Here is a 15,415-nt window from a genome sequence, read left to right on the forward strand (position 1 = left end):
CCCCGCTGCATGACAGACACAACCAGCACGCCGGGAACCCTGCAGGGGTTCCCTATTCTTAAAGCGTGCTTTTTATTGACCCACCCCTTACCTCTTGATGATTGAAAGGACTGCACTTGCCATGATGATGCAACGCACCACCACCTCCGCCTTGGCCTTGGCCCTGGTCGCCGCACTGGCGGGCTGCGCCGCCGCCCCTTCTGCGGCCCCTTCAGCCGCCCCGGCCCCTGCGCAGGCAACCGCCACCGGCCACGAAGCGCAAATCCGCGCCCGCTCCGCCGCCTTTTGGGAGGCCCGCCAGCGCAACGATGTTGCAGCCTCTTACCAATTCACCAGCCCCTCATACCGCAAAGTCAATGACCAAGAGCGCTTTCGCGTCCACTACGCGGGCGTGCCCGTGGTCGTGGGGCACGAAGTGGTCAGCATCACCTGCGACGAGCCGCCCCAGCGCTGCGTTCTCAAGCAGGGCCTAAAAGTAGCCCCCCCCATGACCCCCGGCCTGGTCACCACCGTGTACAGCGATGAAACCTGGATTCTGGAAGAAGGACAATGGTGGGTTTTTCGCCCCTAAGCGGCCCGCAGACCCCGCTGCGCGTGTTGCAATTGCGCAACGTGTAAGCCGAAGAATTGCCCTCTGCGCCTATTGCATTGCACAATATCCGTTGCAGTCTGTTGGTTGAATGGCAATTATTCATGGTTGTTGTTTTTTTGCAGTAGCCGGATAAATTTCTGTTTGCTGCTAAAACTTTCGGATATTGCTGTGCTACCATGCCGCACGCTTCCATTGTGGTGGTAGTTGTTTCTTCCCCTCTCGTTTTTCCATTTGGAGATTTGTATGAAAAAAAATGTTCTGGCCCTGAGCATCGCCACCATGGTTGGTGGCCTGGGCTTGTCTGGCGCCGCCATGGCTGCCCCCGCTACGTTTGATGTAAACGAAAGCGGCGCTGGCATTATCCAGATCGTGCCTTACTTCACCGCACAAGATGGCAATGCCACCGTGCTGCACGTGGTGAACACTGATGCCACTAACGCCAAGGCTGTCAAAGTGCGCTTCCGTGGCGCTTCCAACTCGGACGACCTGCTGGACTTCCAAGTGTTCCTGTCGCCTGGCGATGCATGGACTGGCCTGGCCTCTGCCAACGCTGAAGGCCGCCTGCAACTGGTGACCAGCGACAGCAGCTGCACCCTGCCTGCTTCCGTGCGCACCGATGGCGTGACTCTGGCCCCTCTGGATCGCCTGAGCAATCGTCTGTGGGACACTGCTGAGAAGAAACACGCACAAACCCGTGAAGGCTACGTCGAAATTCTCGAAATGGCCACCATTCCTGCTCACACCAAAACCACTGGTCTGAATCAGTTGGAAGCTCTCTACACTGCTGTGAAGCACGTGAAAAAAGACGGCAAGATGCAAGCTCCTTGCACAGCATCTGCCTTTGCTGCGTTGGATGCAGTAACTGATGGCCTGACCTTGGCAGCGGCAGTTGTCGGTCCTCCTGCAGTTCCTGCTGTAGTGTTGGGTGCACCCACCGGTACTCTGGCAGCCTCTTGGTACATCATGAATGTGGCCAAGTCCACCACTTTCTCGGGTTCGGCAACCGCCCTGCAACTGGCAGCTGGTGCTGCAGTGCCGGTGTATGCCCCTCAGAAAGCTCAGATCGCAAGCACCCTGGTAACCGCTGATCCGCTGATTGCTTCGGGGATCATTGACAAGCAAGACTTTGACGTGCCGGATTTGTCCACGCCTCTGTTGGCACCTGCTAGCGTTACCCTTGCCCATGCAAGCACGCAAGCAGCTAACCTGAGCGCTGCCCTGAACCGCGCTACAGTTGGTAACCAGTTCTACCAAGATGCAGGCTTGAATGCTGCCACCGACTGGGTGTTTTCTATGCCCACCCGTCGTTACTTGGTTGCTGCCAACTACGATGCTGAAAAATACATCAAAGGCACAGTTCTTAATGGCGTTGGTTCGACAGGTACTGCTGCTGCGGGTGCAGGCAATACCACTAACTACATCGTCCGTAACGCAATGGCTACCTTGGCTGCGAACAACGGTACTCTTCCTAACAAGTTCGACGCTGATGCGAACCTGACTGTGAACACTGCTGGTCAAATTTGCGTGCAGGCTGCTGGCCAAACCTTCTACGATCGTGAAGAAGACTCGGTTAAAGACGGTCACGTGGTATCGCCTGGCATCGCTAAAAAGCTGAACCTGTGCGGTGAAGTGCACGTGGCAACCTTTGGTGCCAAGTCGCCCCTGGGTGCATCGGTTGCACAATCCTCCTTCCAGACCGACTTTGGCGCTGGCTGGGGTGTGGTTGACTTCGGTACGGGTGCCGGTAATGGCGTGCCCGTCCTGGGCGCTGCTTTCACCGCAGCAACCAACCCCAACGCCGCTGCTGGCATGGTGGGCAACTACGGCATCACTTGGCCGCACTTCTACAGCAAGTAATTGCTGTCAGGCCTGAAACTTTGCAGGTCTAAAAACTACAAAAGCGGGGGCAACCCCGCTTTTTTTATGCCCTGATTTCTTTAAAGGATAGTGATTTATGCGTTCTTTCCGTCTTGCCGGTGTGGCCGCTGCCTTGGCCCTGTGCCTGGGGGCCGCCCATGCCGATAGCCTGCAACAGCCCATTGTGGTGGGCACCAGCGCCGCTGGCGTGCAGGTAACCAGCCTGGATTTGGTGGCCGATGCCCAGCGCATTCCGCCCGAGGTGCGCGCCCAACTGCAATCGCGCACCAAAAACCTGGAGCAACAGGTGAGCAACCTGTTGGCCCGCCGCATTGTGGCCCAGCAGGCGCTAGAGCAGGGGCTGGACAAAGACCCCGTGGTGCAAGCCGCCCTGCAGGTGGCCCGCGACCGCGTGCTGTCGGACATGATGCTTGAGCGTGCCGATGCCGCCGCCCGCCCCAGTGCCGAGCAGGTCGAGGGACTGGCCCGCAACATCTACATCGCCCAGCCCCAGCGTTTTGAGGTGCCCGAGCAAGTGCAGGCCCGCCACATTCTGATCAGCGGCACCGATGCCGCCGCCCGCGCCAAGGCCCACCAGATCAGCAAAGAGCTGGCCGCCGGTGCCGATTTTGCCGCCCTGGCCAAAGAGCATTCCGCCGATACCGGCTCCGCCCAGCGTGGCGGTGACCTGGGCTTTTTCGGCAAAGGCCGCATGGTGCCCGAGTTTGAAACCACGGCGTTTGCCCTGAAAGACGGCCAGATCAGCGACCCGGTCGAGTCGCAATTTGGCCTGCACATCATCCAGCGCACAGCCACCAAGCCCGCTGGCAAGCAGCCGTTTGAAGAAGTGCGCGCCGCGCTGATCAAAGAAGTGGCCGACGGCCTGGGCCGCGATGCCCGCGCCGCCCTGGCCAACAAGGCCAAGGCCCAGGTGCAGGTGCAGCCCCAGGCGCTGGAGACCGTGGCGGGCGACTATGCCAAGCAAATCCCCGCCGAGGAGCAGGCCAAGCCCGCCCAATAACGCGGTTTGCTGGGCCAGTGCTCTCGATGCAAAGTCCAGAGCACCTGTCGCCCCCAAAGCATGTAAAAAGGCACCCCAAGGGGTGCCTTTTTTAATAGCTGTACGCGCTGATAATTAAACGATTTAAGTGCTAAATGCGCATGAAATGCTTTGCAATCAAGCGTGTGCAGCTATTTTTTTAAATAGCGCCACCGCTTAGAACGTGTTCATGATCTCGAATGAAGGTGTGGGGGATGCGGTTCGGGATGGGTTGCGAGGCGCAAACCACAGCAATAGCTTGGCTATTGCGAGGATTTGCAACGACGCAGACCGCCCGAAGCCGCGCCCGCACACCCATGAGGAGATCGTGAACACGTTCTTAGCGGCTGCCAGCCAGTGCCACCCCTGCCACAATCAAACCGCTGCCCGCCCAGGTGCGCCAGTGCAACGGCTCTCCCCATACCAGCCAGGCCAGCATGGGCACCAGCACAAAGGCCAGGCTCATCATGGGGTAGGCCAGGCTTAGCGGGATAAAACGCAATATCCAGACCCAGCCCAGGGTGGTGATGCCGTACAGCCCGATGGCCAATAAAAACCAGCTGTTTTTAAAAATTTCTGGCAATGAGAAAACGGGCATCGACAGCGCAGCTTTTTTAAACAGCAGCTGCCCCACAGACATGCCGCTGACGCAGAGGAGCAGGTAAAAATAATCAATGTTTTTCATTCTTTTTTAAGCAACCAAACACGAATATCTGGCTTGGCAGCTTGTAACCAAGGTAAAAAAGTCTTAATAAGATAAAAAATTATCCAAGATTTTATTTTTGAATGATTGCCGGTGTATTGAATGCGCTCGATAAGCCCATCCAAAGTAATGCTGGGCAGCGGCATGGTGCTGTGCATTGAAAAATGGTTGGCAGTGGCAATTTTTTTGAGGGTGGCGGTATTGAAATAATAAAGGTGCGGCGAGGGCAACCCCCATTGCCACATTCTTTTAAATGATGCATCCAAGCCCAAGTAGGTGAGCCATTTTGACAGCCGGTAGAAAATGCCCTCGCTATCGGGCGCATTAATGACCACGTAACCGCCGGGGTTCAGGTGCTGGTGGCAATGCTGTAGCACCGAGGAAACATGGGGAATATGCTCCAGCACATCGTTGAAGACGATCAGGTCAAAGCGCTCATCGGCTTTCAGAATGTGTGGAAATAACCCACTGCGCACCGCCATTTCCTTGGCCTGGGTTTGCTGGGCCATGGCATGGTCGGCCTCAATGCCTTGGGCGGCATAGTTTGCTTGGGCTTGCTGCAGAAACCAGCCGTGGGCGCAGCCAACTTCCAGGAGCGTAGGCCGCTGCCCTGCAGGCTGCTGGTTGGCACACTGTTGCTCAAGCCATGAGAGCAGGGTGGCAAAATTGTGTGTGCGCAAATTTTGCAGCGCTTGGGCACGCTGGGTTTCGTTGATGGTTTGAATTTCATTGATTTGTGGAATCAATGTGGTTTTCTCAAGGCCACACTGTCGGCAAATAAAATGCCAAGCGGTGCGGCCTTGGCGCATGGCTGTTTTGCACAGGTCGCACTGTGGTGTTTCAGGGGTTTGCATTTCAATAAAAATCCAACAACAGTGGCTCTTTGGGGGTGTTGCTTACGTCGTAATGTAAAAACGCAATTAAAAATTGCATGCCTATGATGATGGGCAGGGCTGCAAGCATGACGGTGCCACTGGAGGCAGCTTGTTCATTCATAATGCCTTTGATCCAGTGTATGCCCCCAAAGATGCCGCCGACGCTGCACAGAAAGCCGCCTAGCAGGCTGTATAAGCTGCCGATGTTGAAATCTCTGATAAGGTAAAGGTAGATATAGCGTTTAAAGAATCTTGAAATATTTTTTTTCAGAAATTCTGGCAGTGCCTTGGATATTTTTAGGTTTGATTTTTCATCGTTGTATACGGCATGCATTGGAATATCCCGAACGACGGCGCGGATGATGTTCAGGTGGTAAAGCATGTCGGTTTCAAAAAAATATCTTTTTTCTATTTTTTCAACCGGCAGGTCTTTTATTATTTTTGTGTGAATAGCGGTGTACCCATTGGTGGGATCCATGCAGTTCCAGTAGCCGCAGCTTAGTTTGGTAATGAACGATAAAACGGCATTGCCAAATAAGCGGATGGGCGGCATAGATCGCAAGGATTCGGGGCGGTAAAAGCGGTTGCCTTTGGTGTAATCGGCTTGCCCTTTGACAATGGGCCGGATGAAGGCTGGCAGCAGGGCGGGGTTCATCTGCCCATCGCCGTCAATTTTCACAACGATGTCCAGGCCATCCCGCAGGGCCGCCTGGTAGGCCGTGAGCATGGCCGCCCCCACGCCTTGGTTGCTGGGGTGGTGCAGCACCTGCACCCGTGGGTCGGTGCAGTGGGTGGTGATTAATTGCCCGCTGCCTTCGGGGCAGGCATCGTCTATGGCATAGATGCGTTCTACTTCCGGGCCGATGGCTGCGATGACATCCAGAACATGCTGGCTGACTTTGTAGCAAGGGATGGCCACGGCAATTCGTACGTTCTCAAACATATGTGTGCAACTTTGTTTTTCTAAGCGTTCGCTGTGTCGGGTGTGACGGCGGGTGAAGATGAGCAAAATGAATAAGGGGGGCTTTTTTCGGGCAGTGTAGTTGTCAGCAGGCGCTCTTGCGGTATGGCATCATGCTCGGCTTTGTTGATTGTGGCGATTGTCGATGCATAGTTTGAGTTCTGAAGCCGCCAGCCTGTGGCGCAGCCGCCATTTGCTGAGGGTGCTGGTGCGTCGTGAGGTGGTCGCCCGTTATACCGGCACGGCTGCCGGGGCGGTGTGGCTGTATGCCCAGCCGCTGGCAACGCTGGCCGCATATTTTCTGGTGTTTGATGTGGTGCTGGGGATGCGCCTGGGCCCGGATGCCCCGACTGCGCGCGTTGGGGCTTTTTTGGTGGTGGGGGCTTTGCCCTGGATGGCCTGGAGCGATGCGATTCAGCGCAGCATGGGCAGTTTGCTGGAGGCCGGGGCGTTGCTGCAAAAAAATGCGCTGCCGCCGGTGTTGTTCCCGGTGCGGGCGGTGCTGGCCAGCCAGGTGGTGTATGCGCCTTTGCTGGTGGTGTTGGTGCTGGCCTATGCGCCATGGCATGGCGGGGCTGCGGCCCTGGTGTTGTTGCCGCTGGTGTTCTTGCTGATGTTTGTGGTGATGGTGCTGCTGGGCTATGTGTTGGCGGTGCTGGCGCTGGCGTTGCGCGATGTGGTGCAGTTGGTGGGGTTTGCTTTGTCACTGGGGATTTATGTGACACCGATTTTGTTTCCGCTCTCGATGGTGCCCCCAGGGGTGCGCTGGCTGCTGTGGGTCAATCCGGTTACGCCGGTGGTGCTGGCTTGCCAGTCTTTGCTGCTGCAGGGGCAGGTGCCGCCGTGGCAGGTGTGGCCGGCGTTGTTGGCCTGGATTGTGCTGTTGTTGGTGGTGCTGGCGGTGTTGGTGCGCCGCAGCCGTGATCAGTGGGTGGATTGGTTATGAGTGGGCCATCTGCGTTGGCACCGGCGTTGTCTTTACAAGGGGTGGGCAAGGAGTATCGGCTGTACGCGTCCCCGCGCCAGCGGCTGCGGGCGGTGCTGACAGGGCAGGCTTTGCACCAGAGCCATTGGGCGCTGCAGGAGGTGTCGCTGACGCTGCAGCGCGGTGAGTGCCTGGGGGTGATTGGGGACAATGGCGCTGGCAAGAGTACCTTGCTCAAGCTGTTGGCCGGGACGCTGCAGCCTTCGGCAGGGCAGGTGCAGGTGCGGGGCCGTGTGACGGCGATTTTGGAGTTGGGCGCAGGGTTTCATCCGGAGTTCTCGGGGCGCGAGAATTTGTTTTTTGCCGGCAGTTTGATGGGCCTGACGGTGGCGCAATTGACGGCGCTGGAGGCCGAGATTGTTGATTTTGCCGAGCTGCATGAGGCGATGCACCGCCCGGTGAAGACGTATTCGTCAGGGATGGTGGTGCGCCTGGCCTTTGCCCTGGTGACGGCGGTGCAGCCGGATGTGCTCATTATTGATGAGGCGCTGGCCGTGGGCGATCAGCATTTTCAGAAGAAGTGCCTGGATCGGATTTTGGCGTTTCGCAGCAATGGCTGCAGTATTTTGTTTTGTTCGCACAGTCCTTACCACATTCGCCATTTGTGTGACCGTGCCTTGTGGTTGCAGGGGGGGCGGATGCAGGCGCTGGGGCCAACGGAGCAGGTGCTGGCCGCGTATGAGGCGGCCAGCCGCCAGCAGAAAAATCAGCAGCCCCAAGAGGCGCAAGTGCCAGATGCCGTTGCTGCTGTGCAGTCGGTGGCATCGGCTGTCCCAGCGCAGGGAGTGGACCGGGCGCATTGGTTGCGTGTGCAGGCGCTGGATTTGCAGCCCGCTGCCGATGCGCAGGGGCTGCCGGTGTTGCCGGGGCCGGATTTGGTGCTGGAGTTGTTGGCCCATGTGCCGGGGGATGCCCCGCCCAGCTTTGGCGTGATGCTGGAGCAGTTGCACGGGGTGGGCATTACGGCGGTGACGATGCATGGGTCATCGCCACAGGTGCATGGGGCGGTGCAGCCGCTGCGCCAGGCTGATGGGAGCTGGGCTGCGCGGCTGCGTTTTCCAGCGCTGCCGTTGTGCTCGGGGGATTATGTGGTGAGTGCGTATTTGTTCGATGGTTCGGGCCTGATTGTGTTGGATGAGTGGCTGCGCTTTCTGGCTTTGCGGTTTGTTGCGGCCCAGCCGCTGCCGGGTTTGGTGCATTTGCCCCATGTGTGGGAGGCCCAGCCATGACGTGGCGCAGCGTTGTGCAGCGTTTGCGTCGCGAGGGGCGCGATGTGCTGGAGCTGGTGCTGCTGCCGGGTTTGGCTGCAGTGTTGCCGTGGCCGGTCTGTTTCAAGTTGTTCAAGTTTTTGGCGCATTGGTCGTGGCTGTACCGCGAGGTGGTGGATACCGATTGCGCCCAGGCGCAGGCCCAAGGCTGGGTGCAGGATGCCCGGGGGTGGTGCTGGCAGCGCCGTTTGGTGCAGTTGGTGGACCATGCAGATCATTATTTACACCGTACGCGTTCAGATGCTTGGTTGCGCCGTTATGTGCAGGTGCAGGGCGATTGGCTGGCGCATGGGCAGCCGGCGCTGTTGTTCACATTTCACTGGGGGGCAGGCATGTGGGGTTTGCGCCATGCCCGCCAGGCAGGCTTGAAGGTGCATGCGTTGGCGGCTCCGGCCGAGGGTGCTGCATTTGCCGGGCGCTGGGTGCTGCGCCGCTATGCCCAGGCACGGTTGCGTTCGGTGGAGCAGGCGCTGGGGACAGACTTGATTTTTGTTCCCAAAGGTTTACGCCATTTGCGTGGAGTGCTTGCAAAAAAAGAGCAGGTGCTGGCCTTGCTGGATGTGCCGCAAGACCAGGGGCAGGGCCAGGTGTGTACTTTTCTGGGACAGCGGGTGTTGTTGTCGGCAGCGATGCCGTTGCTGGCACAGCGCCAGCAAGGCAATAGTGTGTGGTATGTAACCGGGCTGGACGTGCATACGGGACGGCGGTATTTGCACATTACCCCCTTGGAAGCGGGGCTGTCGGCGCAGGCGTTGATGGAGACGATGGTGCAGGGCTTGGAGCGTTGGGTGCAGGAGGCGCCTGCCGCATGGCATTTGTGGGGCCAGTGGCCCCGGTTTTCTGGCCCGGCCCAGGCAGTGCAGGATGTGCCGGTGCCCGAGGAGGAGTCGCTTTGCTGGAGCGCAGAAAAGATTACGGATGCGTGGTTCCGCTCGCATTTTGAGTATGCCGCCGATGTGGTTTATGCCTGGCTGTCTGCGGTGGTGGATGTCCGCAGTGCGCGGATGATGCAGTTTGGTTGTGGCGATGGGATTACTGATTTGGCGTTGGCATTGCGCTATGGCGCAGGGCATATCCATGGGGTGGATGTGCGCCGTGAATATGAAAAGTTGCCCCTGATTGCCCAGCAGCAGCTGGGTTTGGAAATATTGCCCAAGGCGTTGAGTTTTGAAACGATTCGCCCGAGTGCGCCGCTGCAGGGACAGGCTGCGCTGTATGACGTGGTGATGAGTTGGTCCACGTTTGAGCATGTCCAGCGGGATCAGGTTTTACCGATTCTGAAGGATTTGTATGCTTGTTTGCGTCCTGGTGGATATTTCTTTTTACAAATTGAGCCGCTTTACTATTCTGCATTTGGTGCGCATTTAGGGCGCTACGATTCTGTGCCGTGGCACCATTTATTGGTGACGGATGACGAATTGTGGGATGTGGTGCGAAATTGTGAGGCACCGCTGCATGCAGATGAGGTGGATTTTGGTTTCGCAGATTTTGGACCGGAGGGCTATAAACGGTTTGTTTTTGAGGAGTACCAAGCGCTGAATCGGCTGACGGCCGACGAATTGGTTGCTTTGACTGCAGAAGCGGGGTTTGCTGTTGTGCGGCAAGAGCGTCGCCATTATGAGCCATCCCCCGTTCCTGATGTGCTTCTGGAAAAATATGGTCGTGATGTGTTGGTGAATAATGAGATTTTTCTTCTATTGCAAAGAAAATGATTGTTTTTAATAAAAATTTTTCAATAAAAAGGAGATTGATTTTTTGTCAATTTCCTTTATTTTTTTTCATAATCAGTTTTTTTGTATTGATTTTTTTTCGTTGGAATTTGAGTTTAACGAAAATAAATCAAATGACGGCTTGTAATGCTGATTGTTTGGTTTGGGATGCTCCAGTTTACGATCTTGGTGTTTTGGGTGGATTGATTGCGCTGATTGGTTTTTCGAGGTTGTTTTATTATCCATTGCGGTGGATTTTTTGTGTTTTTGTTTCTTCGGTTATTTTATTTTATGTGATTGATGTTTTTATTTATGATTTATTTAGCCTTAGACTGCAATTGGCAGATATTTTAAAATATTCTTCTGATATTTCTGGAAATAAAACGGTCGCTTGGCCAAGAATTAAAAGTTTTTTTGGGGTTTCTCTCTTTTTTACTGGGGCGGCGGCATGTTGTTTCGCAATATTGGCTATTTTTTCTAATTTTCAGAAAAATAATTATAGAAAAATAGTTGGCTGTCTTGCTGCTTTTCCGTTGTTATTTGTTTTACGCTATCTGCCTCAAGATAAGAATTATGTTCTTGAGAATCAGAATCAGGATTTTATTTCTGCCAATATTCCTGGTGGGGGAGATAAAGAATTTTCCAAAGAGTTTAAAAATGAATTGCTGAAACTTCCCGCTTCTCAAGAGGTATGCCAGAAATCTGATGAGATTTTTAAATCAGTTGTATTGGTGGTGGTCGAGTCGCTTTCTGCATATCAGAGTAAAAATATAGCAGGATTAAGAAATTATCTACCTCATCTTGATGATATTTCTAGGAAGTATGCATATCTTGATGAGTTTTATGCCAATGGATTTACTACTGATGGCGGGTTGATTGCTCTATTGACAGGGCATGTACCACTTCCCCAGATTAATCGTTATCAATCTACGGATGTTTTTTCTGGTTATAAAGAATCTAAACAAGATTTTTTTAAGACATTGAAGGTTGGCGGCGTTCATACATCTTATTTTACATCTGCAGATTTGAATTTTTTAAAATCCAGGGATTGGTTGGAGAATTTGGGGTTTGATTATATAGAGGGGCCGGATAATAGTTATTACTCCGCCTTGCCAAGGGGGGTGTTTGCTGATCCTGGTGACAAGGCGTTGTATCAGCGGTATTTAAATTGGCTGGATGAGGGTTTGATAAAGGGGCGGATGTTTTCTGTTATTCAAACTGTTACTACACACCCACCCTTTGTGATTCCTGGGAGTGAAAAACGTGGTGAAGAGGCTGCGTTTCAGTATGCTGATGAAGCCCTGGGTGGGTTTGTCAGGGCGCTGGAGGATCGGGGGTTTTTTGACGCTGGCGTACTTGTTATTACCGGCGATCACCGTAGCATGACGTTGTTAACAGCAGCAGAAAGAGAAGTATTGGGGCCGTCTGCTCCAGCACGAGTGCCAGCGGTGATCGTTGGAAAATCTTTTGAGGGTAGAGGGCGTATAGCTGGGCAGTGGCAGCAAACGGATGTGATTCCATCCGTTTTGGCTGGTTTTGGGATGGAGTCATGCACTTCTGATTATCAAGGAAGATTTTTTGGAGAAAGGGTGGAGGCGAAATTCATTTTTCATGCTTTGGGTATGGAGCGTGATAAAGTTTTGGTAAAAATAAAAAATCATAAAAAACCTTTTTTTGTTAAATTGAATGGTGATGCTACAGACTGGGTACTGAAGCCTCAAGAGGTTAAAAACGCAGATGCAGTTGTGCAAGAGATTAATCGACAGAGAGCAGATTTGCCAGTGGTTGATTCAAATATTGCACATGAATTATTGAAAATTTATAATTTTATTAATTAAATATGAAAAAAAATACTGTATTAATATTTTCTTCGTATTTAAAACTGTGGTTGTTGGGTATTTTTTTATATGTTGCTGGTATAGGCGGCAACTTGGCAATAGCAGGGGGGCAAGGGGTTCTGGAGTCAGCAGCTCTCGAAAAGGATGCCGGTGTTTTGGTATTGCGAGGGTGGGTTGCCACAGAGAAAAGTAGTAACTTTGCAGTGCAAGCACGGGTGCTCTTGGGGGCGCGGCAGGTGTATTTGGGGCGGCTTGGGATTGGTGGGGGCCTGCGTCCGGATGTTGTGGCGGCTACAGGGCGTGAGCAGTGGCTCAACTCTGGTTTTGAGATTCGGCTGCGGGTGCCGGATGATCTTAAAACTGGTAGCTATCCGGTGGTAGTACGGGTGCGTACCAGCGATGGCCAAGAGATTGTGTTGGACGTTTTGGATGGAGCCAAAACAGTGCATTGGCAGGCACCGCCACAGCCGGGGTCTTGGGCACGTTTGGCGCTGGGGTTGGCGGTGCTGTTGCCCTTGGTGTGCTGGGGGGTGTCTTTGTGGGTACGGTGGCCTGGGTATATCGCCTGGGCAGGGAGTGCGCGGGTGTTTGCCGTGGCGCTGCTGGCTTCGTTTACTTTGCTGGTGGCGGGAGGGTGGACGGGGTCTTCGCTGGCGTTGCTGGTCGAGAACGATACTTTGGTGCAGCACGATGCTGTCCCATGGGTGGGAGAGGCGCAGCCGGTGCGGGCGGATGAGTGGCTAGTGATAACGGCGATGGCCTTGGGGCAGTTCAATCAGTACCGTTCAGGCGATGGGTTGCCTGATGTCAGTACTGTCTTGACATCTGCTGGGCACAACATGAATGTGGTGGGGATGACGGGGGTGCCTGTGGCGAATATGGCTGCGTTGGCCAAACCGGCGACCTGGGGTTTCTTCTTCCTAGAGATGCGCCAAGCGCTGGCTTGGTATTGGTGGCTCCCTTTCTTTGGCTGCTTCTTTGCAGTGTGGTGGGCGCTGTCTGTCGTGTTTGGCTTGCCCTGGAGGTGGGCTGCTGCGTTGAGCGGTCTGCTGAGTGCGGCACCTTTGTCTGTGGGCTGGTCTGGGTGGCCTGCCTATGTGGTGGGCTTTGCTGTTTTGGGGTGGGGCGCATGGTTGCAAGGCTGGTGTGCCAAGGGGCGCTGGCAGGCGCTGAGCTGGGGAGCTTTGGCTGGGTGGGCGACGGCTGGCGCTTTTCTGACTTTGTATCCGGCTTGGCTCTGGGTTTTAGCCTCACTGCTGCTGCCGTTGGCAGGGGCATGGCTGTATGAGCAGCGGGGGCGTTGGCGCAAGGCGCAGGGTTTCTGGGCGACGCTTGGGCTGGTGGCTGTGGCGGGATTTTTTTGCGCTGCTTGGTGGTGGCATGCCAAAGATGCGGTCGCTGCCATTCAGGGGACGGTATATCCCGGTAGTCGCTTGGAGACGGGGGGGTATCTGGATGCTTGGTTCATGGTCAAGGGGTTGTTGGCCCCAGTGCTTTTTTTTCATGCCAGTGAAGCGGTATCGCCCAGTGATGGGGCTGCATTCATATGTCTTTTCCTGCCATTGGGGGGGTGGTTGATTTGGCAGCAATGCCAAACCCACCGCTGGGATGCCCTGGCCAATGTGTGTTTGTTGTTTATTGCGTGGGTGCTGTGGTTTTCGTTTTTTGGGGTGCCTGACTGGGTGGCTCGCTTCACTTTATGGTCAATGGTGCCAGTCTATCGGGTGGATATTGGGTTGCTCTTGGCCCAGACGGTGCTTTGGGCTTTGGTGCTGCGCCAGGTGGTATGTGTTCCAAAGGGGGGGACTGGATTGCTGCACATGGGGTGGCGATGGAAAGGGGCGATGGTATTTCTGGTCGCAATGGGGGCGGTGTTTGCCATGCAGCAGTTACCTGTGTCTGCGCTTGCATGGTTTGAGCCTTCGCTGTTGCTGCTTGCCTTGGTGGGGTACGTTGTTCTTTGTTGGTGGTTGCTGAGTGGGCAGCATGTGCAGGGGGGTGTTTTATACGGCGTATGGACGTTGGCTGCGGGGCTGACCTTTAATCCGTTGTTGCAAGCACCTCAGCAACTGAGCGTTCACCCTGTGTTGCAACAAAGATTTTCGGAGGCACGGTTGCCCACTACCTTGAGGGTGGCGGTGGTGGCTGGTGCTGGGCAGGCTTTAAGCCTAGGCGGGCATCGGCAGACGCTGGCGTTGATGGCTGCGGGTGTGCCTGTTGCCACGGGTGCGCTGTACCATCCCCCGTTGGATTTTTGGTATGCGCTGGATCCAGAGCATAAATATGAGGCGGTTTATAACCGTTACCAGCATTTGCTGTTGGAGCATGCAGACTTGCCAGAGGAGCGTGCGTTTTCGCTAACGTTGCCGCGCTTGGATTTGGTGTTGCTGCAGATCAATACTCGGCGGTTTGATTTTGCGCGTATGGGGGTTGGGCTGGTTCTGGTGCATCAAAACGACGCGGAATATTTGCGAGCGAACCCACGGTTGCTTGAGCTTGAAGCGGTTGGTGTGTGGGCGATTTTTAAAGTGCTTTGAAGTGTTGCAAGTTGTATGCGGTATCAAATCTTCTCTTGCATTTGCGGTAGATCGGGCGCTCTAGCGTGTAGTGCATCAAGCTTGCCAGGCTGATAGTGCCAGCAATGAGGGCGGGCAGGTGCATTGGGTTGTCGCTGGGGAGCCAGCGGGGCAGGAGCCAGATACAGGGCAGGTGTAGCAGGTACACAAGATACGAAATATCACCGCCCCAGAGGCTTAAGCGCCGAGGCAGGTAACGACCTAGGCGCAAAAACAGCAGGAGCAGGCTGCCTGCTAAGCTACCGCCCAGTAGGGCACGCTCGGGATAGTGAAAGAATCCGGCCAGGCCGGAGGGTTTGTGCGCAAAGTAGGCGGCGTAGCCATAGACGGCGGCGGCACACAGGGCGGTGCAGGCAAGCAGGGCGAGGGTGGGCAAAATACGCTGCAGTTGGGGTTGCAGGCGTTGCAGTTGGTAGCCGAGCAAAAATTCCAAGCACAGGGGCGAGAAGAATAAGTGCATGCCGTAGTGTGATTGGCCAATATTCTCGATGTTGAAGCGTTCGTGCATGACCCACCAGCTGTTGGTGATCAGCAGGCCCAGTGCCAGGAGCCAGAAGGTGGGTGTGCGCAGGTGTTGAGGCAGTAGCAGGCTCAGCGCGATGACGGCGTAGAAGTACAGTTCGAAGGTGAGTGTCCAGGTGACAGGCAGCACTAGGATGTTGAAATTGAGCTGGTAGAGAAAGAAGGAGCCGAGCAGGTCTTTGCCTTGCAAGGCGGCGCTGCCCAGCAGGGTGCAGCACAGCAGGAAGACGGGCCACCAGCCGCTGTAGATGCGGGCCAGTCGCAGTCCTAAAAATGAGAGCGATTGGCGTAGACTTGGCGAGCGTTGCTGGCTGTTCAGGGCCATGATGTAGCCGCTGATGACGAAAAAAATGTCCACCCCCAGGTAGCCTAGGCCCGTGAAGTTGTGCCACAGGCCGTTGCCTGGCGCAACGGTGGGGCTGTGGGCGGCGTGGTACAGGACGACCCACAGTGCGCTGAACAGGCGCAGCGCCTGGATGGGGTGGAGCAT

The 15,415-nt window shown here is 55.2% G+C and carries 12 protein-coding genes; 8 read left to right on the top strand and 4 right to left on the bottom strand.

The genetic code is table 11. The features are described 5' to 3' along the window. Positions 1-121 precede the first annotated feature (121 nt). The 3 genes from ACFO24_RS04730 (at position 122) to ACFO24_RS04740 (ending at position 3,470) form a co-directional block, all read left to right on the top strand. Positions 122-571, top strand: a complete 450-nt coding sequence (locus tag ACFO24_RS04730; RefSeq protein ID WP_377737113.1) for a hypothetical protein — start codon at positions 122-124, stop codon at positions 569-571. Positions 572-835: 264 nt separating this feature from the next. Next, a complete protein-coding gene (locus ACFO24_RS04735) occupies positions 836-2,449 on the top strand; it encodes a cell surface protein (protein ID WP_377737115.1) in 1,614 nt (537 codons plus the stop codon). Positions 2,450-2,546: 97 nt separating this feature from the next. Further along, positions 2,547-3,470 (top strand): peptidylprolyl isomerase, encoded by a 924-nt coding sequence (locus tag ACFO24_RS04740; RefSeq protein WP_377737116.1) that lies wholly within the window; start codon positions 2,547-2,549, stop codon positions 3,468-3,470. Between the two features lie 358 nt (positions 3,471-3,828). Here the strand turns inward: ACFO24_RS04740 and ACFO24_RS04745 are convergent, their stop codons facing one another. The 3 genes from ACFO24_RS04745 to ACFO24_RS04755 are packed head-to-tail and all read right to left on the bottom strand — an operon-like array spanning position 3,829 to position 6,009. Then, positions 3,829-4,173, bottom strand: a complete 345-nt coding sequence (locus ACFO24_RS04745; RefSeq protein ID WP_377737117.1) for an EamA family transporter — start codon at positions 4,171-4,173, stop codon at positions 3,829-3,831. Further along, on the bottom strand, positions 4,170-5,000 hold the full coding sequence (locus ACFO24_RS04750; protein ID WP_377737118.1) for a class I SAM-dependent methyltransferase: 831 nt from the start codon (positions 4,998-5,000) through the stop codon (positions 4,170-4,172). Before ACFO24_RS04750 ends, ACFO24_RS04745 begins: the two co-directional genes overlap by 4 nt. A gap of 46 nt (positions 5,001-5,046) precedes the next feature. After that, complete coding sequence (locus ACFO24_RS04755; protein WP_377737119.1) at positions 5,047-6,009, bottom strand: glycosyltransferase family 2 protein; 963 nt, start codon at positions 6,007-6,009, stop codon at positions 5,047-5,049. Between the two features lie 163 nt (positions 6,010-6,172). Here ACFO24_RS04755 and ACFO24_RS04760 point away from each other — a divergent pair, with 163 nt between their 5' ends. The 5 genes from ACFO24_RS04760 (at position 6,173) to ACFO24_RS04780 (ending at position 14,364) form a co-directional block, all read left to right on the top strand. Continuing rightward, positions 6,173-6,973, top strand: coding sequence for an ABC transporter permease (locus tag ACFO24_RS04760; RefSeq protein ID WP_377737120.1), 801 nt, complete (start codon positions 6,173-6,175; stop codon positions 6,971-6,973). Beyond that, a complete protein-coding gene (locus ACFO24_RS04765; RefSeq protein WP_377737121.1) occupies positions 6,970-8,241 on the top strand; it encodes an ABC transporter ATP-binding protein in 1,272 nt (423 codons plus the stop codon). The genes ACFO24_RS04760 and ACFO24_RS04765 overlap by 4 nt, the downstream gene beginning before the upstream one ends. 230 nt (positions 8,242-8,471) lie before the next feature. Next, entirely contained in the window at positions 8,472-9,992 is a 1,521-nt protein-coding gene (locus ACFO24_RS04770; RefSeq protein ID WP_377737191.1) for a methyltransferase domain-containing protein, read from the top strand. Further along, the gene (locus ACFO24_RS04775; RefSeq protein ID WP_377737123.1) at positions 9,989-11,827 is read left to right on the top strand and encodes an LTA synthase family protein; all 1,839 of its coding nucleotides are present in this window, start codon (positions 9,989-9,991) and stop codon (positions 11,825-11,827) included. Before ACFO24_RS04770 ends, ACFO24_RS04775 begins: the two co-directional genes overlap by 4 nt. A 2-nt stretch (positions 11,828-11,829) precedes the next feature. Then, positions 11,830-14,364 carry a DUF7657 domain-containing protein gene (locus ACFO24_RS04780; RefSeq protein WP_377737124.1) on the top strand — a complete coding sequence of 845 codons (2,535 nt, stop codon included), beginning with the start codon at positions 11,830-11,832 and terminating at the stop codon, positions 14,362-14,364. Here the strand turns inward: ACFO24_RS04780 and ACFO24_RS04785 are convergent. Next, complete coding sequence (locus ACFO24_RS04785; protein ID WP_377737125.1) at positions 14,351-15,415, bottom strand: acyltransferase family protein; 1,065 nt, start codon at positions 15,413-15,415, stop codon at positions 14,351-14,353. The two genes, ACFO24_RS04780 and ACFO24_RS04785, sit on opposite strands and share 14 nt — an antisense overlap.

Source organism: Comamonas denitrificans, assembly GCF_042654745.1.
GTDB classification, from domain to species: Bacteria; Pseudomonadota; Gammaproteobacteria; order Burkholderiales; family Burkholderiaceae_C; genus Comamonas; species Comamonas denitrificans.